Here is a 23,632-nt window from a genome sequence, read left to right as displayed (position 1 = left end):
TCCTTGGCTGAACCATTGCTGCGCGTCGACAATCTGGTGCGCCGCTACGGCGGCATCACCGCGACCGACAACCTCTCGATGGAGGTTTTGCCGGGCGAACTGCACGCCATCATCGGCCCCAACGGCGCCGGCAAGACCACGCTGATCAGCCAGCTCACCGGGCAGGTGATGCCGAATTCCGGCACCATCCGCTTCGCCGGCCGCGACGTCACGAGCCTGCCGTCCTACAAGCGCTCCAGGCTTGGGCTGGCACGCTCGTTCCAGATCACCTCGCTGCTCAAGGATTTTTCCGCCATCGACAACGTCGCGCTCGCAGCGCAGGCGCATGACGGCCACTCGTTCCGCTTCTGGGGCAATGCGCGCAAGGAGCGGCATCTGCGCGATACCGCCCGCGCGGCACTGGAGCGCGTCGGGCTCGGCAAGCGCGCCGATATCGTGGTCTCGCAATTGAGCCATGGCGAGCAGCGCGAGCTCGAGCTCGCGGTCGCGCTCGCCACCAAGCCGCAGCTTCTGCTGCTCGACGAGCCGATGGCCGGGCTCGGCGTCACGGAGTCGGCGCGGATGGTCGCGCTGCTGAAGGAGCTGCGCAGGGAAGTCACCATCGTGCTGGTCGAGCACGACATGGAGGCGGTGTTCGCGCTGGCCGACCGCATCACGGTGCTGGTCTATGGCCGCGTCATCGCCTGCGGCGTGCCGGACGCGATCCGCAAGCACGAAGAGGTCAAGCGCGCCTATCTCGGCGAACAGCATGCGGTGACGCGCCATGGTTGACACAAGCACCGCTGATACTTTGCTGGAAGTCGACGCGATCGAAACCTGCTACGGCTTGAGTCAGGTGCTGTTCGGCCTGTCCTTGCAGGTCAGGTCGGGCGAGATGGTCGCGCTGATGGGCCGCAACGGCATGGGCAAGACCACGACCATCCGCTCGATCATGGGCCTGACACCCGCGCGGTCGGGCGCCATCCGCTTCGCCGGCGAGGCGGTGCGCGGCCTGCCGTCGTACAAAATTGCAAAACTCGGCATTGGCCTGGTGCCGGAAGGCCGCCAGATCTTTCCGAACCTGACGGTGCGCGAAAACCTCGTCGCGGCGTCGGGCAACCGGCTGAATGCCTCCGATCCGTGGACGTTGGAAAAAATCCATGCGCTGTTTCCGCGGCTCGCCGAACGATCAGGCAATATGGGCGTCACGCTGTCCGGCGGCGAGCAGCAGATGCTCGCGATCGGCCGCGCGCTGATGACCAACCCGAAGCTGCTGATTCTCGACGAGGCCACCGAAGGCCTGGCGCCGCTGATCCGCGACGAGATCTGGAGCTGCCTGTCGATGCTGAAGGGGCGCGGGCAGTCGGTGCTGGTCATCGACAAGAACGTCGGAAACCTCGCCCGAATTGCCGACCGCCACTACATCATCGAGCGCGGCAAGACAGTGTGGAGCGGGACGAGCGAGCAGCTGATCGCCGAGCCGGATTTGCAGCACAAGTATCTCGGGATTTGATCTAGGACACCGCTCTCGCGCCATATTCAACGTCGTTCCGGCCTTCGCCGGGACGACGGGAAGAGTGGGCCGTCAAAACATCTCGAAATATTCGCGCTGCTCCCAGTCCGACACCTCGGCCCGGAACCGCTCGATCTCGGCGTTCTTGATGAAGACGTAATAGTCGACGAACTCCGGTCCCAGCGCCTGCCGGAAGAACGGATCGTCCTGAAGCGCGAACACCGCTTCACGCAGCGACTTCGGCAGCAGCGCGGCTTTGGTCTCGTAGGGCGTGTCGGCGGACGGGCCGGGATCGAGCTTGCGGTCGACGCCGTCGAGGCCGGAGAGAATTTGCGAGGCCATGTAGAGATAGGGATTGGCGGCCGGCTCGCCGATCCGGTTCTCCAGCCGGGTTGCCGGATCATTGGCGCTGCCGAGCACGCGGATCATGACGCCGCGGTTGTCGCGGCCCCAGATCGCGCGGTCGGGCGCCAGCGAATAGGAGCGGTAGCGCTTGTAGCCGTTGATGGTCGGCGTCGTGAACACGGTCGAGGCGCGGGCGTGCTCGATCAGGCCGGCCAGCCAGGCGCGGCCGAGCGCACTCAGCGGTTCGCCGGCTTCCTTGGCCATGAAAGCGTTCTCGCCATTGGCGCGCGACACCAGTGACTGGTGCAGGTGCCAGCCGCTCGCGAACACGTTCGGCAGCTTGGGCCGGCACATGAAGGTCGCGTGATAGCCGTGGCGGCGCGCGATCTGCTTCACCGCCGAACGAAACAGCACCATGGTGTCGGCGGGCGCAAGCCCCACGGTCGGCGCGAAGGTGAATTCGCACTGGCTCGGGCCGAACTCGACCTCCACCGTGCGCAAGGGCAGGTCCAGCGCGAGGATGTCGCGGCGGATGATCTCGAGCGCCGGCTCCATCTGATCGTAGCGTTGCTCGGTGAGGTACTGATAGCCGTGCGACAGCAGGCTGACCGAGGGCGGCCGGCCGGGCTGGCCGGCATCCTCCGGCGCCATGTGGGCGTCATCGAGCTTGAACAGATGGAATTCGACTTCGAGGCCGGCGACGAAATCGTAGCCGCGACTTCCGAGCTGATCGAGCACCTTGCGGTAGAGGTTGCGGGTCGCGAACGGCACCGGCCGTCCGTCGCTGAAATAGAGATCGCACAGCAGCCAGCCGGTGTTCTGCGCCCAGGGCAGCACGCGGAACGTGGTGGGGTCGGCGACCATGAGCACGTCGGCCGCACCCTCCATCTCCTTCATGCCGAAGCCGCCGCCGGATGTGAACACCGGAAACACCGTCTTGTGCGAGGTGTCCTTGGCGAGCATGGTCGTGGTGATCGAGCAGCCGCCTTCCAGCGAACGCACCGCTTCGGCTGCGATCAAGGTCTTGCCGCGCAGGATGCCGTGCTGGTCCGGAAATGAGAGGCGGATGACCTCGAGGTTCTTCTCCTCGACGATGCGGCGGAGGCGGTTCGCGGCCTCCTTCTGCTCATCCGACCACAGGCCGTGACGCTCCACGAAGCTCAAGGTGTCACTCCTTTCTCAGTCGTCATTGCGAGCGAAGCGAAGCAATCCATCGGTCCGCATACGCGGAGGCATGGATTGCTTCGTCGCTGCGCTCCTCGCAATGACGGTGGGGTCATCGGATACATCACTCCGCCGCCGTCAGACGATGCACGTTATCGGCGATCTCGCGCGGCACCGGGGCGGCCCACGGCGCGCCGCGGCGGCGCTTGACGTCGACTTCCATCCAGTAGAGCTCCCAGCCTTGGGTCGGCCCGATGCCGTCCATCGTGGCGGGGCCCTGGATGCTGCGCGCCGAAGCTTCGTCCAGGAACAGCATCGGCTTCTCGCCGCCGCTGACCTTCTCGATCTCCTGCCGCAGCAGGCGGCGATACTGCACGATCGCCTTGTCGCTCTGGCCGAGATGCTCGTTGGTACGGTCCTGGATCGCCCCCATCGATTCCACCGCCCACTGGTCGTGGACGTTGATGTCGGTGCCCATGCCGGTATAGGTCTCGGTCGTCTGCTCGTGCGGATCGAAACCGTAATCGTTGCTCTTGTTCTTGCGCGACTTGTAGTCGGGCAACGTATAGAGCTCGAGCCGCTGGTCGCGCATCTTCTGTTTGTCGACCGGCGCCGCATAGCTTGTGAAGATCGCGTACCAGTAGCAATTCTCGTCATCGACCGGCACGTGCCACTGCGTGATCGTCATCTCCGTCGACATCGGAATCACGAAGCCGTGCGGGAACAGCTGGTTGGTGACGCGCACATGGGTGCGCTCGCCGTCGAGCTCGCGCAGCGCGATCAGGCGCAGGCCGTATTCGGTGTGCTCGACATTGATGATCGGCCGATCATATTCGCGCAGGATCTTGGTCATCGGCATGTCGCTGCCCGCCGAGGCGCCGCGGAACTGCTTGCCGTAGGCCGCCGAGGTGTCCTCGTCCTCGAAGAAGCGATGCAGGAAGGATGCGTGCGCCGGATCGATGCCGACCTCGAGGGCCTGCAGCCAGTTGCAGTTCATGTGGCCCTTGAATGCGAAGGTGTGGCTGCCGGGTGCGACGAAGCAGTCGAGTTCCGGAAATGCCGGCGGGGCGCCGTCGCCGAGATAGGCCCACAGGATGCCGCTCTTCTCCACCACCGGATAGGAGCGCTGCTTGATGCCCTTGCAGAGCTGCGAGCCGACAGGCTCGGCCGGCGTCTCGATGCACTGGCCTGATGTGTCGAACAGCCAGCCGTGGAACGCGCAGCGCAGCCCGCCATTCTCGAGCCGGCCGAAAGCGAGGTCGGCGCCGCGATGTGCGCAGTGGCGATCGATCAGCCCGTAGCTGCCGTCCTCGCCGCGGAACAGGACCAGGTTTTCGCCGAGCAGCCGCACCGGCCGAACCGGGCGCGGCCCGTCCAGCTCGTCGACCAGCGCCGCCGGCTGCCAGTACATCCGCATCAGCTTTCCGCAGGGGTCCTTAGCCCCCGTGCGGGTGATCAGATCGTTCGCTTCCTGGCTCATCATGGCGGCGTCTCCTGAATTCGGATTTGTTCGCCTATTGAACAAATGTGCGAATTATGTCATGTCTGTTTTGGACAGCAAGCGCAATTTTTGAACCGTTCAAAGCCGGACCCCATGCCCAAGCTGAAGCGGACCGATCAGGACGAGCGTGCGACGGATTTCGTCGAGGCGCTCGATCGCGGCCTGCGCCTGTTGCAGGTGTTCGGCACTGTCTCGGGTCCGGCGAGCTTGAGCGATCTGGCGCGTGCCGCCGATCTGCCGCGCGCCACCGCGCGGCGCATCCTGTTCACGCTGGCGCACGGCGGCTTTGTCTCCAGCGACGGCAAGCTGTTCACGCTGACGCCACATGTGCTGACGCTGGCGGGCTCGTTCCTGCAATCCAACCAGGTGGTGACGGTGCTGCAGCCGGTGCTCGATCGCATCGCCACCGCAGCGCAGGAGATCGCCTCGCTGGCGCTGCTCGACGGCGACGACGTCGTGTTCGTCGCGCGATCGAGCCCGACGCGGGTGTTCTCCGCCGGCCTCGACATCGGCTACCGGCTGCCGGCGTTCTGCACGTCAGTGGGCCGCGCGATGCTCGGCCGGCTCGATGATGCCGAACTCGCAGCGCGGCTGAAGGCGATGCGCCGTGATCCCGTGACGCCGCAGACGGTCACCGATCCGAAGCGACTGCTCGCCACCATCATCGCCGATCGCGCGCAGGGCTACTCGCTGGTCGACCGTGAGGCCGAGCCGCATTTCCGCTCGATCTCGGTGCCGGTGCGCCGTTACGACGGCACCATCGTTGCCGCCATCAACATGGGTGCGCATGTCGATCGCGTCCTGGCCAGGGAATTGCTCGAGCGCTTCCTGCCGCTGCTGCGCGACGGCGCGGAAGATGTGAAGAGCCGGTTGTTGTAGCGCGTCCTACAGCGCCGCGCTGCGCAGACCAAAACTGCGCGCCTCGTTCTGCAGCACCGGCCGCACCGAATCGATCAGCCGCGCGGCTGCGGCGTCGACTGAAAGGCCGGCCGTGTCGACCACCGCCGATGCGCGCGCATAGAGCGGCTCGCGGCTGACCAGGATGTTGCGCAGTTCGGCCATCGCCGAGCGGTCGTCGGCCATCGGGCGCAGATCGCCCTGGCGGCGGACGCGGGCCATGTGCTCTTCCGGCTCGGCCTTCAGCCAGATCGTGTAGAACGACGACAGGATCAGGTCGAAGGTCAGCGCCTCCGAGACGATGCCGCCGCCGGTCGCCAGCACCATCAATTCCTTGCGCGCGAGCAGCTGCGTCAGCGCGGCCTGCTCCATGCGGCGAAAGCCTTCCTGGCCGTACAGCGCGATGATTTCGGCGACCGACAGGCCGTTCTGGGCTTCGATCTCCTTGTTGAGCTCGACAAAGCTCCAGCCGATCTTCTTCGCCAGCATCCGGCCGAGCGTGGTCTTGCCGGCGCCGCGCAGGCCGATCAGCGCGATGCCGGAGAACGAGGCGCGGCGCGGCGCCAGCGGGCTGCTGCCGGCGAGCATGTCCTTGGCCTGCGCGATCTGGTTCGGCGAAGCCTTGCGCAGCAGATCGCGGATCACGGCCCAGTCCGGAACCGGCTCGCTCGAGGGGATCAGGTCCTCGAGATGCGCGCCCATCGCGCCTGCGACACGGCGCAGCAGCACGATCGAGACATTGCCTTTGCCGCTTTCGAGCTGGGCGATGTAGCGTTCGGAAATGCCGGAGACCTTGGCCAGCACCTTGCGCGACATGCCGCGCAGCGCGCGCATGGTGCGCACGCGCTGGCCGAGCTGTTCGAGGAAGTCGGCTTCCGGATCGTTGGCTGCGGTCATGGTCCCCATGCGACGCGAGTTTTCGGAAACATAGTGCCGATAAGGATTGACAGCAAGCCGAGCTGATGGCTTTGTATGAATTATAATTCTTAAATTCACAGGAGAGGGAAGCGTGGCGCGTCTGGGTCCGAGGAGCGGGTCATGACCTACAACGCAGTCTCCTGGCTGCTCGACCGCAATGTCGATGAGGGCCGCGGCGACAAGGTCGTGTTCGACGACACGGTGTCGCAAATCACCTACGGCCAGTTGCAGCAGCAGACCCGCCGGGTCGGCAACATGCTGCGCCGGCTCGGCGTCCGCCGCGAGGAGCGGGTCGCGATGATCATGCTGGATACGGTCGATTTTCCGATCGTGTTCCTGGGTGCGATCCGCGCCGGCGTGGTGCCGGTGCCGCTCAACACGCTGCTGACCGCGGAGCAGTACGCCTACATCCTCGGCGACTGTCGTGCCCGCGTGCTGTTCGTCTCCGAAGCGCTGCTGCCCGTCGTGAAGGACGTCATCGCGCGCATGCCCGAGCTCGAGCACGTCGTGGTCTCCGGCAAGGATGCGCACGGCCACAAGAAGCTGTCTGACGAGATCGCGCGCGAGAGCGACGTATTCGCGACCGCACCGACGCATGCCGACGAGCCGGCGTTCTGGCTCTATTCGTCGGGCTCGACCGGCATGCCGAAGGGCGTGCGCCATCTGCATTCCAATCTGCCCGCGACCGCGGAGACCTATGCGAAACAGGTGCTCGGCATCCGCGAGGATGATGTCGGCCTGTCCGCCGCAAAACTGTTCTTCGCCTATGGGCTCGGCAATGCGCTGACCTTCCCGATGTCGGTCGGCGCCTCCACGATCCTGAACTCGGAGCGTCCGACGCCGGCGGTGATGTTCGCGCTGCTGAACAAATATCATCCCAGCATCTTCTTCGGCGTGCCGACCCTGTTCGCAGCAATGCTGAACGACGAGGCAACCAAGGCGCAGTCCGGCGGCAATCGCCTGCGCGTCTGCACCTCGGCCGGTGAGGCGCTGCCGGAATCGGTCGGCAATGCCTGGCGCGCGCGGTTCGGCGTCGACATCCTCGACGGCGTCGGCTCGACCGAGCTGTTGCACATCTTCCTGTCCAACGCGCCCGGCGACATCAAATACGGCTCCTCGGGGCGTCCGGTGCCCGGCTACAAGGTGCGGCTGGTCAACGAACTCGGGGCCGACGTTGCGGATGGCGAGGTCGGCGAACTCTTGGTGGATGCGCCCTCGGCCGGCGAGAGCTACTGGAACCAGCGCGCCAAGAGCCGCGCCACCTTCGAGGGCGCGTGGACCCGCACCGGCGACAAGTACACGCGCGATGCCGACGGCCGTTACACCTTCTGCGGCCGCGCCGACGACATGTTCAAGGTCTCCGGCATCTGGGTCTCGCCATTCGAGGTCGAGAGCGCCCTGATCACCCATCCCGCGGTGCTGGAAGCCGCCGTTGTGCCGGAGGCCGATCCGGAAGGCTTGCTCAAGCCGAAGGCCTATGTGGTGCTGCGGCCCGAGAGCTCGGCCACCGGCCTGCACGAGGCACTGAAGGAACACGTCAAGCAGAAGATCGGGCCGTGGAAATATCCGCGCTGGATCGATGTGGTCGACAATCTGCCGAAGACCGCGACGGGGAAGATCCAGCGGTTCAAGTTGCGGGACGGTGAAGGCGCGAAGCACTGAGGCGTCCGGTGAGCGGCAGGAGTTTCCGTGAGGTGAGCACTCTGAGCGGGCTCCCTCCCCCCTTGCGGGGGAGGGTTGGGGAGAGGGGTGAGCCCCGCGCGCTGACGCCTGAGATCAAGCGCTGCCTCATCAGCAACTCTCGCAACGCCATCGGACAGTGCAGCGCTGTTGCCGCCCAACGTCGCATAGCGGAGCAAGCGGCACCCCTCTCCCTGCCCCTCCCCCGCAAGGGGGGAGGGAATGAGAGAGCCGTTGTTGCGTCGCTCGCATGTTGAGAAAATGGAGTTTCATATGACCCTTTCCCCCACAGGCTTCCTCAGCATCGACGGCGCCGAACTCGAATATCGCATGATCGGCCCGTCGCCCGAGTCAGCACCCACCCTCGTGATGCTGCACGAAGGCCTCGGCTGCGTCGGGCTGTGGGGCGATTTCCCCGAGAAGCTGCAGGCCGCGACCGGCGCCGGCGTGTTCGCCTATTCGCGCGCAGGCTACGGCGCCTCGTCACCGGCGAAGCTGCCGCGTCCGGTCGACTACATGCATCGCGAAGCGCTCGACGTGCTGCCGAAGGTTCTGGATCAGATCGGCTTCCGCCGCGGCCTCTTGGTCGGCCACTCCGACGGCGCGTCGATCGCGGCGATCTATGCCGGCGCGCATCAGGATCATCGCCTGCACGGGCTCGCGCTGCTCGCGCCGCACTTCATCGTCGAGGACATTTCGGTGAAGTCGATTGCCGAGATCAAGACAGCATATGAGACCACCAACCTGAAAGAGAAGCTCGCGCGCTGGCACAAGGATGTCGACAACGCCTTCTGTGGTTGGAACGGCGCCTGGCTCGATCCGGCATTCCGCGACTGGGATATCTCCGACTATCTCGCCTACATCCGCGTGCCGGTGCTGATCGTGCAGGGCGCGGACGATCAATACGGCACCATGCGCCAGGTCGAGATCGCGCAGGAGGAGTGCTACTGCCCGGTCGATGTCGCGGCCATCCCAGGCGCCGGCCACTCGCCGCATCGCGAGGCGCCCGCCGTGACACTGGACGCGGTCACCGAATTCGCCAAGGCGGCGCTGCGCGACGACCCTGCTCTGGCGGCCTGACCTTTGATACCGGCGCCAGGCCATTGGCCCAGCGAGCGATTTCGCGAACATGAAACAAAATGCATGTTTTTGCGTTTCGAACTAGACGAAGTCAAAAACATGCATTATTGTGCATAAAGACCTCGACGACGAACCTTCTAACGAACAACAGATAAGGGTGGCCCATGGCTGGTGACGATCGCGTCCTTGCGGGCGGGGCGAAGTACATCGACTTCCAGACCGAACCGTCGCGCTACCGGCACTGGAAGCTCGACGTCGCCGGCGACGTCGCGACGCTGACCATGGACGTCGACGAGAACGCCGGCCTGTTCGAGGGCTATCAGCTCAAGCTGAACTCTTACGACCTCGGCGTCGACATCGAGCTTGCGGATGCCGTGCAGCGGCTGCGCTTCGAGCATCCCGAGGTCAAGGTCGTGGTGATGCGCTCGGGCAAGAACCGCGTGTTCTGCGCCGGCGCCAACATTCGCATGCTGGCGGGCTCGACCCATGCCCACAAGGTCAACTTCTGCAAGTTCACCAACGAGACCCGCAACGGCCTGGAGGATTCCAGCGAGAACTCCGGCCAGAGCTTCATCACCGTCGTCAACGGCACCGCGGCCGGCGGCGGCTATGAGCTGGCGCTCGCGACCGACCACATCATGATGGCCGATGATGGCGCCGCCGCCGTCGCGCTGCCGGAAGTGCCGCTGCTTGCGGTGCTGCCGGGCACCGGCGGCCTCACGCGTGTGGTCGACAAGCGCAAGGTGCGCCGCGACCACGCCGACTTCTTCTGCACCATCGAGGAGGGCATCAAGGGCAAGCGCGCGGTGCAGTGGCGGCTGGTCGACGAGATCGCACCGAACTCCAAGCTCGAGGGCAAGCTCGCCGAGCGCGTCAAGGAATTCGCCGCGAAGTCGAAGCGCAACGGCACGGGCAAAGGAATCGCGCTGGCGCCGCTGACGCGCACCATCGACGACAGCGCCATCCGCTACGGTTTCGTCAGCGTCGACATCGATCGCGCCGCGCGCATCGCCACCATCTCGATCAAGGCGCCGGAAACCACCGCACCGGCCGACATCGACGGCATGATTGGACAGGGGGCTGCGTTCTGGCCGCTGCAGGTCGCCCGCGAGCTCGACGATGCGATCCTGCATCTGCGCATCAACGAGCTCGAGATCGCGATGCTGGTGTTCAAGAGCCACGGCGACCGTGCCAATGTCGTGTCCTATGACGCGTTCCTGGAAGCCAACAAGGCGCACTGGCTGGTCAACGAGGTTAGGCATTACTGGAAGCGCGTGCTCAAGCGCATCGACGTCACCTCGCGCACGCTGGTGACGCTGGTCGAGCCCGGCTCCTGCTTCGTCGGCACCCTGGCCGAGCTCGTGTTCGCCGCCGACCGCTCCTACATGCTGATCGGCCAGAAGCGGGGCGACAACCGCCCGCCGCCGGCGATCGAGCTGACTGCGATGAACTTCGGCCCCTATCCGATGAGCCATGGCCTGACCCGGCTGCAATCGCGTTTCCAGGCCGACCCGTCGGATCTGGAGCGCGCGCAGGGCGCGATCGGCAAAGCGCTCGATGCTGAGGAGGCCGAGGAACTCGGCCTCGTCACCTTCGCGCTCGACGACATCGACTGGGACGACGAGGTCCGCGTGTTCTTCGAGGAACGCACCTCGTTCTCGCCCGACGGGCTCACCGGCATGGAAGCCAATCTGCGCTTCGTCGGTCCGGAGACGATGGAATCCAAGATCTTCTCGCGCCTCACCGCGTGGCAGAACTGGATCTTCCAGCGGCCGAACGCGGTCGGCGAGGACGGCGCGCTGCGCCGCTACGGCACCGGCCAGAAGGCGCAATTCGACATGACGCGAGTTTAAGGGAGCACGGCCATGAACATGAACATCATGAACGTCGATTACTCGACCAAGATTCCGAACAACGTGAATCTCGCCGAGGACCGCCAGGTGCTCAAGGCGCTGGAGGGGTGGCACCCCGGCTACATGGACTGGTGGAAGGACATGGGGCCGGACGGCTTCCAGGAGTCGCTGGTCTATCTGCGCACCGCTTATTCGGTCGATCCGCGCGGCTGGGCCAAGTTCGACTATGTGCGCATGCCCGAATATCGCTGGGGCATTTTGCTGGCACCGCAGGAAGAGAACCGCGTCATCCCGTTCGGCGAGGACTACGGCAAGCCGGCCTGGCAGGAAGTCCCCGGCGAGCATCGCGCCATGCTGCGCCGCCTGATCGTGATCCAGGGCGACACCGAGCCCGCCTCGGTCGAGCAGCAGCGCCATCTCGGCAAGACCGCGCCCTCGCTCTACGACATGCGCAATCTGTTCCAGGTCAATGTCGAGGAAGGCCGCCATCTCTGGGCGATGGTCTACCTCTTGCAGAAATATTTCGGCCGCGACGGCCGCGAGGAGGCCGACGATTTGTTGCGCCGCCGTTCGGGCGATGCGGATTCGCCGCGCATGCTCGGCGCCTTCAACGAGGCGACGCCGGACTGGCTGTCGTTCTTCATGTTCACCTACTTCACCGACCGCGACGGCAAGATGCAGCTGCACTCGCTGGCGCAGTCGGGCTTCGATCCGCTGTCGCGCACCTGCCGCTTCATGCTGACCGAGGAAGCTCATCACATGTTCGTCGGCGAGACCGGCATCACCCGCGTCGTGCAGCGCACCTGCGATGCGATGAAGGAAGCCGGCATCACCGATCCGAACGACATCGCCAGGGTCCGCGCGCTCGGCGTCATCGATCTGCCGACCATCCAGAAGAAGCTGAACCTGCACTATTCGCTGTCGCTCGATTTGTTCGGCTCCGAAGTGTCGACCAATGCGGCGAATGCCTTCAACGCCGGCATCAAGGGCCGCTACAAGGAAACCACGATCGAGGACGACCACCAGCTCAAGAGCTCGACCTATCCGGTCATGAAGATGGTGGACGGCCAGATCAAGCTGGTCGACGAGCCGGCGCTGACCGCGCTCAATATGCGGCTGCGCGACGACTACACGCAGGATTGCGTCAAGGGCATGCTGCGCTGGAACAAGGTGATCTCCACCGCCGGCATCGACTACAAGCTCGCGGTGCCGCACACGGCCTTCCACCGCCAGATCGGCGAGTTCAAGGACATCCATGCGACGCCCGACGGTCTATTGATCGACGACGCCACCTGGGCCAGGCGCAAGAACGACTGGCTGCCCTCGGCCGCGGACGGCGACTTCATTGCCTCGCTGATGAAGCCGGTGACCGAACCCGGCGAGTTCGCCTCCTGGATCTCGGCGCCCAAGGTCGGCATCGACAATAAACCCGGCGATTTCGAATATGTGAGAATCGAGAGCTGATCGCCATCTAGCAGTTCCTCTCCTCCGGGAGGGGCCGAAAAGGGGTAAGCCGAGAAGGTCCTGGCTTGCCCCTTTTCTTTTTGCGTCGTGCGCTCATTCCGTCATCACCCGCGAAAGGCGAAAGCGGGTGATCCAGTATTCCAGGCAGCAGAGCAGGATTGAGGAGCCGCGGCGTATTGGATGCCCCGGTCTAGCAGGGGCATGACGGCGTTAGAACGGCGTCTAGGGTCGACTGTCGCGATACCGTACTTACCCGGCGATCTCCAGTCCCGCCGTCGCGTAGACCACGCCGCCATCGACTGCGATGGTGTTGCCCACGACGTAGTCGCCGGCGCGCGAGGCAAGATAGATCGCGGTGCCCGCCATATCCTCGTCGGTGCCGATGCGCTTCGCCGGAATGCGTTTCGCCACTGCTTCGGCCTGGTCGCGCGCGGCGCGGTTCATGTCAGAAGCGAAGGCGCCGGGCGCGATCGCGGTGACGTTGATGTTGTCCTTGATCAGGCGGGTCGCCATCCGTCGCGTCAGATGGATCACCGCGGCCTTGCTCGCGGCGTAGGAATAGGTCTCCATCGGGTTGACGAAGATGCCGTCGATCGAGGCGATGTTGATCACCTTGCCGGGCTTATCAGGGGAGGCTGCGGCGCGCAGCGGCTTGGCCAGCGCCTTGGTCAGGAAGAAGATCGACTTGACGTTGAGGTTCATCACCTTGTCCCAGCCGCTCTCCGGGAATTCGTCGAAGTCCGCACCCCAGGCCGCGCCGGCATTGTTGACCAGGATGTCGAGCTTCGGCTCGCGCTTGATGATCTCGCTCGCGAGCTTGTCGCAGCCCTCGACGGTCGAGATGTCGATCGGCAGCGCGATGCATTCGCCGTCATAGGCGGCGGTGAGCTCCTGGGCGGTGGCCTCGCAGGGACCTGCCTTGCGCGCGGTGATGTAGACCCTCGCGGCGCCCTGCGCCAGGAAGCCGGCTGCGATCATCTTGCCGATGCCGCGCGATCCCCCGGTCACCAGTGCGACGCGGCCTTTCAGTGAGAACAGATCCTTGAACATGCGTTCCTCCATTGCGTTGCCTGTGGTTCTGGGCGCGGCCGGGGATCGAGTCAAGGAGAGGGAGGGGGCGTAACCGGAGCGCCCGCTAACTCCCCTTGAAAAGGAGAGGTCGCTTTGCTCGCAGAGCAGCGGGTGGGGATCGGCTCTCTCCCCAGACATCGTCGCTTGTGGCTGACCCCCATCCCGACCTTCCCCCTTTCAGGGGGAAGGAGAAGACTGAAATTCTGAAGCGGAATCTCCTGCGCGCGTATTACGCCGCGTCGATGCGGCGAAAGCCGTTCCACACCGCGGTGGCGGCACCGGATGTCAGCACCGGCAAGAGCCGCGCGTCCTGGTAATTGCCGTTCAGCGAGACCCGCTGCAACGCGGTCAGATGGTCGGCGCTTTCGGGAAACAGCATGCCCGGCCGCGTCGTCACCGCGGTCCGAAAGCCGATCGACTTTGCGAGCGCGAATTCGCGCGGCCCGGCGGCGATCCGATCGCCATAGGGATAGGCGAGATGCAGCGCCGGACGCTGCAGCGCGTCCTCGATCCGCGCCCGGCTGGTGGCGAGCTCGAACGATGCGATCGTCTCGCTCTGCTTGGCGAGATTGCAATGGGTGATGGTGTGAGCGCCGATGGTGACCAAGGGATCGTCGGCAAAGCCGCGCAACTCGTCCCACGACATGCAGAGCTCGCGCGCGATGCCGGCCTCGTCGACACCGTGGCGGACGCACAGCGCCGATATCTCGGCCTGCATCTCCTTCTCGCCCGGGAGTGAACGTAGCCAGTCGTGCATGCGGCCGAAGGCTACGCGCTTGGCTTGCGGCGTCGCGGTGTCGATCTGCGTCATGACGCCGCCGATCGGCGCCTCGATCGCCGATGCTGCCGCGATGATCCGCTCCAGCGCGATCCACCATAATTTACCGCAGCCCTCGGCGAAATCGCTCGCGACAAAGACCGTGAACGGCGCGCCGAACTCGCGCATCACAGGCAGCGCGTAATCGCGGTTGTCGCGGTAGCCGTCGTCGCAGGTGAAGCAGGCGAAGCGCCGCGCGAAATTCCGTTCGCTGAGGCGGCGATGCGCCTCGTCCATGCTGACGACGTCGACGTCGAGCGCGCGCAGATGCGTCAGCATCGCGCGCAGGAAGTCCGGCGTGACCTCAAGATGATGGTTGGGCTGGAACGCGTCGGCGCGGCGCGGGCGGACGTGGTGCAGCATGAAGATGGCGCCGACGCCGGCGAAGATCGGCCGCAGCAGGATATGCGCACCCGAGAAATACAACGCCTCCATCCCGGCACGGATCACGGTGTTGCGGAGTTGTTTCATGAGGGCACGGGCCGGCCGATTTGCATTCCGCCACAAACTTAGCGAAAGACCACTGAAGAAACTGTTATCCCGATCCAATATGGCGCCGTCGCCATGGCTCTTGATTTGGGGTTTGACAGCCGGCCAAGGGTTTGTTTTCTCTCTGCTTCCCGACCCCGCAGGACGCTGAATGCACGGACTTTTCAAGTGGAGTAGCAAGTGGTGGCCGGGCGTGATTCCACTGGTCATCCTGTGGGCTATCGCGGCATGGACCTCAACGGCAACGGTCGAGGCGGACCTTGCTGCGCGTTCCAATGCCGCACTCAAGGACACCGTGCTCGACAAGCGCCGCATCAGCGTCGATGGCCGCGATGTGACCTTTGCGGCCAATGCCTTTTCCGAGGACGGCCGCCTCAGCGCGGTGGCGTCGGTCGAGGCCGTGCCGGGCGTCCGGCTGGTCAATGACGAAACCCGCCTCGTTCCCGAGGCCAAGCCCTATGTGTGGTCCGCCGAACGCGACGTGGTGCGGGTGACGCTCGGCGGCAATGCGCCCCTGCCGTCGAGCAAGAGCAAGCTGACCGAGGCCGCGAAGGTCAGTCTCGGCGGCGTCGAGGTGGTGGATCAGATGGCTCTCGCGCGCGGCGCGCCGTCGCGGTTCGACCCGGCGGCGCTGCTGCTGCTCGACCAGATCGGCAAGCTGAAGGAAGGCAAGATCACGCTGACCGACAACAAGGTCGCGCTTGCCGGCATGGCGCGCGAGCTCGGTGGACGTGAAGCGATCGCGGCGGCGCTGAAGAACCTGCCGGAAGGCTATTCGATCGCCGCCAACGACATCAAGGCGCCGCCTTACATATTCCAAGCCTACAAGGATCCCGTCGCGGTGACGCTGACGCTGACCGGCTACGTGCCCGACAACAACGTGCATGCCGCGCTGGTCGCTGCTGCCGGCCGCAAGTTCTTCAGCGAAAAGGTCGTCGACAATCTCAAGGCCAGCCTCGGCGCGCCGTCCGGCTTTGCGGCGGCGGTGGTGCCGGCGCTCGGTGCGCTGTCGCGGCTGTCGACCGGCACGCTCGTGGTGTCGGACCGCGAGGTGAAGCTGTCGGGCGATGCGCTGTATGACGCTGCGGCCGGCCAGATCCGCGACGGGCTCGGCAAGGATTTTCCGCAGGGCTGGCAATACAAGGCCGAGGTCACCGTCAAGCCGGCGGCGGCGCCGGTCGATCCCACGGTGTGCCAGCAGCTGTTTTCCGAGATCCTCTCCAAGGGCAAGATCCGCTTCGAATCCGGCAAGGCCGATATCGTGCCCGATTCCGCCGGTCTGCTCGACCGCCTGGTCGAGACCGCGTTGCGCTGTCCCAACGCGACGATCGAAGTCGCCGGCCATACCGATAGCGACGGCGAGGAGGCGGCCAATCAGGCCTTGTCGGAGCGCCGCGCGCAGGCCGTGGTCGATTACCTGGTGCGCGCCGGACTGCCTGCCAACCGCTTCACGCCGATCGGCTATGGCAGCACGCAGCCGCTTGCCGGCAACGAGAGTGAAGACGGCAAGGCGCAGAATCGCCGCATCGAATTCGTGGTGAAGTAGCGATGATCGTGCTCGCGACATTCTTCTGGGGTTGGCTGCTTGGCGCCGCGCTGCTCGGCTTCGGCATGGGCTGGATTGCGGTGGTGCATCGGGCGCAGGGCGTCTCGAAGGTGTGGATGCGCTGGCTCGCGCTGCTTGCCGCCGCCCTCGTCGCGGCGTCGGTTGCGCGGGTCGTGCCCGGCCGCTTCGGCTACTGGCTCGACCTGTTCCTGATCATGTTCGCGCTCTATCTGGTCGGCTGCGCGATCGGCTCCTGGCTGCGCGACTGGGTGGTTTCGCGCAGCAGGCCGGCGAACTGACCCCAAATCCTTAATCCAGCAGGGCCTGAGCGGCCTCGCCAAGCGCTCGGCGAGCCGGGTTCATTTTATAGCTTGACATCAATACGTACGTACGTATTAAACTGGGTCCATGCCAAAGCCCTCTCTCCGCGATGCCATCCTCGACGCCGGCCTGAAGGCAATGTTCCGGACCGGCTATCACGGCACGAGCGTGCGCGACGTCACCGCCGCCGCTGGCGCGCCGCAGGGCTCGTTCACCAACCACTTCCGCTCGAAGGAGCTGTTCGCGTCGGAAGTGCTCGACCGTTACTTCCACTACGTGCGCGGGCTCGTTGCGGAAGCACTCGGCGACACGACCCTGACGCCGCGCGACAGGCTCCGGCGCTATCTCGATCTCATCACCGGCAAGCTCGCGTATGACGGCTTCACCCGCGGCTGCCTGATCGGCGATTTCAGCCTCGAGGCGTCGGGCTCGAGCGAGATGCTGCGCGCGCAGCTCGACGACATCTTCCGGGAATGGCGCGTGCCGTTCGCCGCCTGCATCAGCGAGGCCCAGGCCAAGCGCGAGATCGCGTCCGACTTCGATCCCGATGCGCTTGCCGATTTCCTGCTCGCATCCTGGCAGGGCGCGATGCTGCGCATGAAGGTCGAGCGCAGCGCCGACGCGCTCGAGCGTTTCAAGACGATCGCCTTCCAAACCGTGTTCAAGGAGTTGCCATGACCACTTCTGCCGACATCAGCCTGCATCATCGCGCCGTGCTCGGGACCACGATGGCCTATCGCGAGATCGGGCGCAGCAACGCGCCGCACGTGCTGTTCCTGCACGGCAATCCGACGTCGTCCTATATCTGGCGCAACATCATGCCGCTGGTCGCGCCGGTCGGACACTGCATCGCGCCCGACCTGATCGGCTACGGTCTGTCCGGCAAGCCCGACATCGCCTACCGCTTCTTCGACCATGCGGACTATCTCGATGCGCTGATCGACGAGCTCAGCATCAGCTCGGCGTATCTCGTCGCGCAGGATTGGGGCACGGCGCTCGCGTTCCATCTCGCTGCGCGCCGTCCGCAATTGGTGCGCGGGCTCGCGTTCATGGAGTTCATCCGCCCGATGCGGGATTGGTCGGACTTTCACCAGCACGAGGCCGCCCGGGACACGTTCCGGAAATTCCGCACGCCGGGAGTGGGCGAGACGATGATCCTCGACAACAATGCGTTCGTCGAACGCGTGCTGCCCGGCTCGATCCTGCGAAAGCTCAGCGAGGAAGAGATGGAAGCTTACCGTGCGCCGTTTCCAGCGCGCGAGAGCCGCAAGCCGACCCTGATGCTGCCGCGCGAGCTGCCGATCGCGGGCGAGCCTGCCGATGTCGATCAGGCGCTCACCACGGCGCACGCGGCGCTCGCGGCATCGACCTATCCGAAGCTGCTGTTCGCGGGTTCGCCGGGGGCATTGGTGTCACCGGGCTTCGCCGCCGATTTCGCGGCCAAGTTGCAGCATTGCGCGGTCATTCAGCTCGGCGCCGGCGCGCACTATCTGCAGGAAGACCATCCGGAGGCGATCGGCCGCTCGGTGGCTGGCTGGATCGCCGGCATCGAGGCTGCGAACGCCCAGCATCTCGCAGCATGAGTGGGGAGCGCACGCCATGACCGACCTCTCGATCACCTATTGCCGTCCCTGCGGCTACGAGAAGCGCGCCAGGGAAGCCGCCGCGCTGCTGCGCGAACGCCTTGGCCTCGATGCGGAGCTGGTGCCCGGCAAGGGCGGCATCTTCGAGGTCAGGCTTGGCGGCAAAGTGATCGCCAAGCGCGTGAAGGGACATTTCCCCGATGCCGCCGAAATCGTCACCGCGGTGACTACGGCGCGGGCGTAAAAATTGACGCAGGCCTGCTTGATCGCCGTCGCATGACCATTGCGGCGGCGATTTTTGTTGCGTGGGCGCCGCCGCGCCGCTCCCGCTCCCGTAGTTTCCCGGATGGCCTTGCTCAGCGTTGGGCGGGCTAACTGCCGTACGTCGATGTCAAGTCTTGTCGAAGGTGGCGGGGAACGCGCATATTTGTGCACCCGCTGTCATGAATCATCCCTAATATCTTGAAGATGCGCGTTTTATCGTCGTTTGACGAATTCCACTCCGGCTTAAAACGCGCTACAGGGGGCGGGGCACAGCGAAGCGCCGGCGGAGTTCGCCCGGGAGCCGTCGTCGCGGGATCGCAATTCGAGGTCTAGATGCTGGAAGCAATACGCAGGGCGATGGCGTTTCTGCGCCAGAAGCAAATCCTGCATCGGCTCGGTGTTGTGATCAGCATCGCCGTCATCGGCATCGCCTGCTACGTCCTCTATCACATGCTGCGCGGCATAGACACCAATGAGGTGCTCGAGGCCATCAAGAGCACCGAGCCGCGACAAATCGCGCTGGCGGGACTGTTCGTCGCAGCCGGCTACTTCACGCTGACCTTCTACGATCTGTTCGCGGTGCGCGCGATCGGTCACGCCCACGTGCCCTATCGCGTCAATGCGCTCGCGGCCTTCACCTCCTATTCGATCGGCCACAATGTCGGGGCCAGCGTCTTCACCGGCGGCGCGGTGCGCTACCGGATCTATTCGGCCTGGGGGTTGAACGCGATCGACGTCGCCAAGATCTGCTTTCTCGCCGGCCTGACCTTCTGGCTCGGCAATGCCGCCGTGCTCGGGCTCGGCATCGCCTATCATCCGGAAGCCGCAGCCAACATCGACCAGCTGCCGCCCTGGCTCAACCGCACCCTGGCGTGCGGCATCATCATCGCGTTGGTCGCCTATGTGGTCTGGGTCTGGACCCAGCCGCGGGTGGTCGGCCGCGGTCCCTGGACGGTGACCCTTCCCGGCGGCCCGCTGACGCTGCTGCAGATCGCGATCGGCATCGTCGACCTCGGCTTCTGCGCGCTGGCGATGTACGTGCTGGTGCCAGACGAGCCCAATCTCGGCTTCGTCGTGGTCGCGGTCATCTTCGTGTCGGCGACCCTGCTCGGCTTCGCCAGCCACTCCCCCGGCGGGCTCGGGGTGTTCGACGCCGCCATGCTGGTCGGCCTCTGGCAGATGGACCGCGAGGACCTGCTCGGCGGTATGCTGCTATTCCGGCTGCTCTACTATATTGCGCCGTTCGTCATATCTGTAATCTTGCTGACGTTTCGGGAGGTTATTGTCGGCGCCCGACTCAAACGGCTGCCGCAGACTGATTCGGGTTCCCGCGCTGAGCCGCATCATGAGGCGGTTCTGGTCCGCAAGCGCGGTGACTCCGGCGTCTGATGACGCGGCCCGATGCCTCCCGAGGGAAGGTCGACGTGACCGTGCCCGGGCGACATGAACAAACGGGAAGAAAGCCGCCGCAATGGCAATTGACGATACGCCGCAATCGATCTTCTCGCCCTGGCCCGACCGCTTGCGCCATTCTGCGCTGATCCTGCTCGCTGCCGCGCTGGCGCTGAGCGTCGTGGTCGCGCTCGGCGAGTTGTCGCTGGCGCGCGCCTGCGCGGTGTTCGTCTGCATTGCGGCCGCGGCGCTGGTGCCATGGCGGCTGCATGATGCCGGCACCTCGCGCGAGGATGTCCGCCACGGCAATCCGGTCGAGGCTAGCGCCGTCAGCGCCGTCGTCGCCGGCATGCCGGACCCGGCCGTGCTGCTCGACCGTGCCGGACGCGTCATCCATCTCAACAGCGCCGCGGCCCAGCTTGCGCCGGCGCTGCGCAAGAACGAATTGGCGCAATTTGCCCTGCGTTCGCCGGAGATTATCACCGCATTGCGCGAGGCGATCGCGACCACCGAGCCGCGCCGCGCCACCTACTCCGACCACGTTCCGATCGATCGCTGGATGGAACTGGTGATCACGCCGGTGCCGGTGCCGACCCAGTTCGGCGGCATCGAGAAATGCATGCTGATGACCTTCCACGACCTGACGCCGCTGCGCCGGGTCGAGGAAATGCGCGCCGACTTCGTCGCCAATGCCAGCCACGAGCTGCGCACGCCGCTCGCCGCATTGTCCGGTTTCATCGACACGCTGCAGGGGCCGGCGCGCGAGGACGCGCGGGCGCGCGAGCGCTTCCTCGGCATCATGCACACCCAGGCCACCCGTATGGCGCGGCTGATCGACGACCTGCTGTCGCTGTCGCGGGTCGAACTGTCGGCCCATGTGCGGCCCGAGGCCTCGATCGATATCGTGCCGATCATCCGCCAGGTGGCCGACGGGCTCGAGGCGCTGGCCAGCGAGCGTCAGGTCGAGATCGATGTCGACCTGCCACAGGGCCCGGTCACGATCGCCGGCGACCGCGAGGAACTGCTCCGCCTGTTCGAGAACCTGATCGAGAACGCGCTCAAATACGGCGCCTCGGGCGGCCGCGTCATAGTGTCGCTCAATCAGGCCGTTTCGGGCGCATCGGGCGAGGGGAGCCCCGAAATCCGGGTCATGGTACGGGATTTCGGCCCCGGCATCGCCCCGGAGCACCTGCCGCGGCTGACCGAGCGGTTCTACCGGGTGGACGTCGGCGACAGCCGTAACCAAGGCGGAACCGGCCTCGGATTATCGCTGGTGAAACATATTCTTAACCGTCATCGCGGGCGTCTTCTGATCGAGAGCGTGCCGAAGAATGGCGCGACTTTTACCGCCTGTTTTCCCCGGCCGAAGACCCCGCTGCCGACCCAAAGCTAAGCGTTTTCAGCTGCTTAGCATTGTCATCCAACTGTCATCCAACCTTCGTAAAAGCAGCACCGACCGCTCCTAGATGGACCGGCGTGGGCGCGATCGGGCGCAATTGGCGCTTCGCTCACAAGATGGAGACCACCCCATGAATTTCATCAAAGCAATCGTCGTTGCCGGCATGGTGGCCGCTTCGACGTCAGCCTTCGCTGCCGATATCACCGGCGCAGGCGCAACGTTTCCGTTCCCGATCTATTCGAAGTGGGCTGACGCCTACAAGAAGGACACCGGCAATGGCCTGAACTATCAGTCGATCGGTTCCGGCGCCGGCATCAAGCAGATCCAGGCCAAGACCGTGACCTTCGGCGCGACCGACGCGCCGCTCAAGCCCGAGCAGCTCGAGAAGGACGGCCTCGTCCAGTGGCCGATGGTGATGGGCGCGATCGTTCCGGTCGTGAACGTCGAAGGCATCAAGCCCGGCGATCTCGTGCTTTCGGGCGAAGTGCTCGGCGACATCTACCTCGGCAAGATCACCAAGTGGAATGACGCGGCGATCGCCAAGCTCAATCCGAAGCTGGCCCTGCCGGCCGACGCGATCACCGTCGTGCGCCGTTCGGATGGTTCGGGCACCACCTTCAACTTCACCGACTACCTGTCCAAGACGAACGCCGACTGGAAGTCCAAGGTCGGTTCCGGCACCGCGGTCGAGTGGCCGGTCGGCGTCGGCGCCAAGGGCAACGAAGGCGTTGCCGGCAACATCAGCCAGACCAAGAACGCGATCGGCTATGTCGAATACGCCTATGCCAAGCAGAACAAGCTGACCTACACCGCGCTGGTCAACAAGGCCGGCAAGACCGTGCAGCCGACCATCGCCGCCTTCCAGGCTGCGGCGTCGAACGCCGACTGGTCCAAGGCTCCCGGCTACTACGTGATCCTGACCGACCAGCCGGGCGAAGCCTCCTGGCCGATCACCGCGGCGACCTTCATCCTGATGCACAAGGACTCGACCGACAAGGCGGCCTCGCAGGAAGCGCTCAAGTTCTTCAAGTACGCCTTCGAGAAGGGTGGCAAGGCCGCCGAAGAGCTCGACTACATCCCGATGCCGGAATCGGTCGTCAAGCTGATCGAGAAGACCTGGGCCGCGGACATCAAGAGCTAAGTCTGGCGCTTCGAACCACGCCTGTGCCGCCTCTCGAGGGCGGCACAGGTTGAGCGATTTGGGATCCTGGCTCCATCACCGCGGCAAGAAACGCGGGGGCGGGCCGCGCCTCGGGAGGCGTAACCGGAACGACGCCCGGCCCAATGCGTCAGTGAAGATCGCTTCGGGGCGTAGCGGTTTGCGTGGCTTTCACATAGTAATGAGGGAATTGGCGTGGCAGACATGGCTGTTCAGAGCGATGTGATGGAAGCCGCCGAACCTTATGATCGCGCCAAGGCCCTCAGCGCCTTCAAGCTCGGTGATCTCACCTTCTATTGGATCACCCGTATCTCGGCGATTTCGGTCCTGTTGATCCTCGGCGGCATCATTCTGTCGCTGATCGCGGGCGCCTGGCCGGCGATGAAGGAATACGGCTTCGCTTTCCTCTGGACACAGCGCTGGGCGCCCTCGGCCGATCCGCCGGTGCTCGGTGCGCTCGGCCCGATCTACGGCACGCTGATCACCTCCGTCATCGCGATGCTGATCGCCATTCCGGTCGGCATCGGCATCGCCGTGTTCCTGACCGAGCTCTGCCCGCAAGTGCTGCGCCGTCCGATCGGCATCGCCATCGAGCTGCTCGCCGGCATCCCCTCGATCATCTACGGCATGTGGGGCTTCTTCGTGCTGGGCCCGTTCCTGGCCAACACGTTCCAGCCCTTCATGATCCGGATATTCGAGGGCGTCCCGGTGCTCGGCGCGGTGTTTGCCGGCCCGCCGTCCTATCTCAGCCTGTTCAACGCCGCGCTGATCCTGGCCATCATGGTGCTGCCCTTCATCACCGCGATCTCGGTCGACGTGTTCAAGACCGTGCCGCCGGTGCTGAAAGAAGCCGCCTACGGCATGGGCTGCACCACTTGGGAAGTCGTCCGCAGCGTCGTGATCCCCTACACCCGGGTCGGCGTGATCGGCGGCATCATGCTGGCGCTCGGCCGCGCGCTCGGCGAGACCATGGCGGTGACCTTCATCATCGGCAACTCGTTCCGCATCTCGTCGTCGATCTTCGCGCCGGGCACCACGATCTCGGCGGCGATCGCCAGCGAATTCGCCGAGAGCGACGGCCTGCACCAGTCCGGCCTGATCCTGCTCGGCCTCTTGCTGTTCGTGCTGACCTTCTTCGTGCTCGCCGGCGCGCGGCTGATGCTGATGCGGCTTGAAAAGAAGGCGGGGAAGTAACGC

21 protein-coding genes are annotated in these 23,632 nt (G+C 65.1%); 16 read left to right on the top strand and 5 right to left on the bottom strand.

Annotated features, from left to right (window positions below):
• Window positions 1–3: 3 nt before the first annotated feature.
• Both ACVISU_RS16605 and ACVISU_RS16600 read left to right on the top strand, forming a co-directional pair.
• Window positions 4–771 carry an ABC transporter ATP-binding protein gene (locus ACVISU_RS16605; RefSeq protein WP_050403132.1) on the top strand — a complete coding sequence of 256 codons (768 nt, stop codon included), beginning with the start codon at window positions 4–6 and terminating at the stop codon, window positions 769–771.
• Window positions 764–1,492: an ABC transporter ATP-binding protein gene (locus tag ACVISU_RS16600; protein ID WP_063695499.1), complete on the top strand. Its 729-nt coding sequence runs from the start codon at window positions 764–766 to the stop codon at window positions 1,490–1,492. The genes ACVISU_RS16605 and ACVISU_RS16600 overlap by 8 nt, the downstream gene beginning before the upstream one ends.
• Before the next feature lie 72 nt (window positions 1,493–1,564).
• On the opposite strand, the gene ACVISU_RS16595 is transcribed toward ACVISU_RS16600, so the two are convergent.
• The gene (locus ACVISU_RS16595) at window positions 1,565–3,001 is read right to left on the bottom strand and encodes a glutamine synthetase family protein (protein WP_456707623.1); all 1,437 of its coding nucleotides are present in this window, start codon (window positions 2,999–3,001) and stop codon (window positions 1,565–1,567) included.
• A gap of 124 nt (window positions 3,002–3,125) precedes the next feature.
• Window positions 3,126–4,484: an aromatic ring-hydroxylating dioxygenase subunit alpha gene (locus tag ACVISU_RS16590; protein WP_456707622.1), complete on the bottom strand. Its 1,359-nt coding sequence runs from the start codon at window positions 4,482–4,484 to the stop codon at window positions 3,126–3,128.
• 111 nt (window positions 4,485–4,595) lie between these two features.
• Between ACVISU_RS16590 and ACVISU_RS16585 the strand changes: the two genes are divergently transcribed.
• Window positions 4,596–5,381, top strand: coding sequence for an IclR family transcriptional regulator domain-containing protein (locus ACVISU_RS16585; RefSeq protein ID WP_456707621.1), 786 nt, complete (start codon window positions 4,596–4,598; stop codon window positions 5,379–5,381).
• Between the two features lie 6 nt (window positions 5,382–5,387).
• On the opposite strand, the gene ACVISU_RS16580 is transcribed toward ACVISU_RS16585, so the two are convergent.
• The gene (locus tag ACVISU_RS16580; protein WP_456710831.1) at window positions 5,388–6,383 is read right to left on the bottom strand and encodes a helix-turn-helix transcriptional regulator; all 996 of its coding nucleotides are present in this window, start codon (window positions 6,381–6,383) and stop codon (window positions 5,388–5,390) included.
• A 54-nt stretch (window positions 6,384–6,437) separates the two neighbouring features.
• Here ACVISU_RS16580 and ACVISU_RS16575 point away from each other — a divergent pair, with 54 nt between their 5' ends.
• From ACVISU_RS16575 to boxB, 4 genes are all read left to right on the top strand, one after another.
• Window positions 6,438–7,979 carry a benzoate-CoA ligase family protein gene (locus tag ACVISU_RS16575; protein WP_456707620.1) on the top strand — a complete coding sequence of 514 codons (1,542 nt, stop codon included), beginning with the start codon at window positions 6,438–6,440 and terminating at the stop codon, window positions 7,977–7,979.
• A 291-nt stretch (window positions 7,980–8,270) separates the two neighbouring features.
• Window positions 8,271–9,077 (top strand): alpha/beta fold hydrolase, encoded by an 807-nt coding sequence (locus ACVISU_RS16570; RefSeq protein WP_456707619.1) that lies wholly within the window; start codon window positions 8,271–8,273, stop codon window positions 9,075–9,077.
• 164 nt (window positions 9,078–9,241) lie between these two features.
• Window positions 9,242–10,930 (top strand): 2,3-epoxybenzoyl-CoA dihydrolase, encoded by a 1,689-nt coding sequence (boxC, locus tag ACVISU_RS16565; protein WP_456707618.1) that lies wholly within the window; start codon window positions 9,242–9,244, stop codon window positions 10,928–10,930.
• A 12-nt stretch (window positions 10,931–10,942) separates the two neighbouring features.
• Complete coding sequence (gene boxB, locus ACVISU_RS16560) at window positions 10,943–12,394, top strand: benzoyl-CoA 2,3-epoxidase subunit BoxB (protein ID WP_050403097.1); 1,452 nt, start codon at window positions 10,943–10,945, stop codon at window positions 12,392–12,394.
• Between the two features lie 249 nt (window positions 12,395–12,643).
• Here the strand turns inward: boxB and ACVISU_RS16555 are convergent, their stop codons facing one another.
• Both ACVISU_RS16555 and ACVISU_RS16550 read right to left on the bottom strand, forming a co-directional pair.
• Window positions 12,644–13,444 carry an SDR family oxidoreductase gene (locus tag ACVISU_RS16555; RefSeq protein ID WP_050403133.1) on the bottom strand — a complete coding sequence of 267 codons (801 nt, stop codon included), beginning with the start codon at window positions 13,442–13,444 and terminating at the stop codon, window positions 12,644–12,646.
• A gap of 250 nt (window positions 13,445–13,694) precedes the next feature.
• The gene (locus ACVISU_RS16550; RefSeq protein ID WP_050403098.1) at window positions 13,695–14,753 is read right to left on the bottom strand and encodes a polysaccharide deacetylase family protein; all 1,059 of its coding nucleotides are present in this window, start codon (window positions 14,751–14,753) and stop codon (window positions 13,695–13,697) included.
• A gap of 169 nt (window positions 14,754–14,922) precedes the next feature.
• Here ACVISU_RS16550 and ACVISU_RS16545 point away from each other — a divergent pair, with 169 nt between their 5' ends.
• From ACVISU_RS16545 to pstC, 9 genes are all read left to right on the top strand, one after another.
• Window positions 14,923–16,317, top strand: a complete 1,395-nt coding sequence (locus ACVISU_RS16545; RefSeq protein WP_050403099.1) for an OmpA family protein — start codon at window positions 14,923–14,925, stop codon at window positions 16,315–16,317.
• A gap of 2 nt (window positions 16,318–16,319) precedes the next feature.
• Window positions 16,320–16,616, top strand: a complete 297-nt coding sequence (locus ACVISU_RS16540; protein ID WP_456707617.1) for a hypothetical protein — start codon at window positions 16,320–16,322, stop codon at window positions 16,614–16,616.
• 109 nt (window positions 16,617–16,725) lie between these two features.
• Window positions 16,726–17,316 (top strand): TetR/AcrR family transcriptional regulator, encoded by a 591-nt coding sequence (locus ACVISU_RS16535; RefSeq protein WP_050403101.1) that lies wholly within the window; start codon window positions 16,726–16,728, stop codon window positions 17,314–17,316.
• Window positions 17,313–18,221 (top strand): haloalkane dehalogenase, encoded by a 909-nt coding sequence (locus tag ACVISU_RS16530; protein ID WP_050403102.1) that lies wholly within the window; start codon window positions 17,313–17,315, stop codon window positions 18,219–18,221. Before ACVISU_RS16535 ends, ACVISU_RS16530 begins: the two co-directional genes overlap by 4 nt.
• A 16-nt stretch (window positions 18,222–18,237) precedes the next feature.
• Window positions 18,238–18,465, top strand: a complete 228-nt coding sequence (locus ACVISU_RS16525) for a SelT/SelW/SelH family protein (RefSeq protein ID WP_456707616.1) — start codon at window positions 18,238–18,240, stop codon at window positions 18,463–18,465.
• A 353-nt stretch (window positions 18,466–18,818) separates the two neighbouring features.
• Window positions 18,819–19,874, top strand: coding sequence for a UPF0104 family protein (locus ACVISU_RS16520; RefSeq protein ID WP_456707615.1), 1,056 nt, complete (start codon window positions 18,819–18,821; stop codon window positions 19,872–19,874).
• 82 nt (window positions 19,875–19,956) lie between these two features.
• Window positions 19,957–21,270, top strand: a complete 1,314-nt coding sequence (locus ACVISU_RS16515; RefSeq protein WP_456707614.1) for an ATP-binding protein — start codon at window positions 19,957–19,959, stop codon at window positions 21,268–21,270.
• 136 nt (window positions 21,271–21,406) lie between these two features.
• Window positions 21,407–22,417 (top strand): phosphate ABC transporter substrate-binding protein PstS, encoded by a 1,011-nt coding sequence (gene pstS / locus ACVISU_RS16510; RefSeq protein WP_456707613.1) that lies wholly within the window; start codon window positions 21,407–21,409, stop codon window positions 22,415–22,417.
• Between the two features lie 222 nt (window positions 22,418–22,639).
• Window positions 22,640–23,629, top strand: a complete 990-nt coding sequence (pstC, locus tag ACVISU_RS16505; protein ID WP_456707612.1) for a phosphate ABC transporter permease subunit PstC — start codon at window positions 22,640–22,642, stop codon at window positions 23,627–23,629.
• Window positions 23,630–23,632 lie beyond the last annotated feature (3 nt).

It is taken from the genome of Bradyrhizobium sp. USDA 4452 (assembly GCF_054063575.1).
Note: the sequence above shows the minus strand (reverse complement) of the source record. Positions and strands in the feature narration are given on the sequence as shown.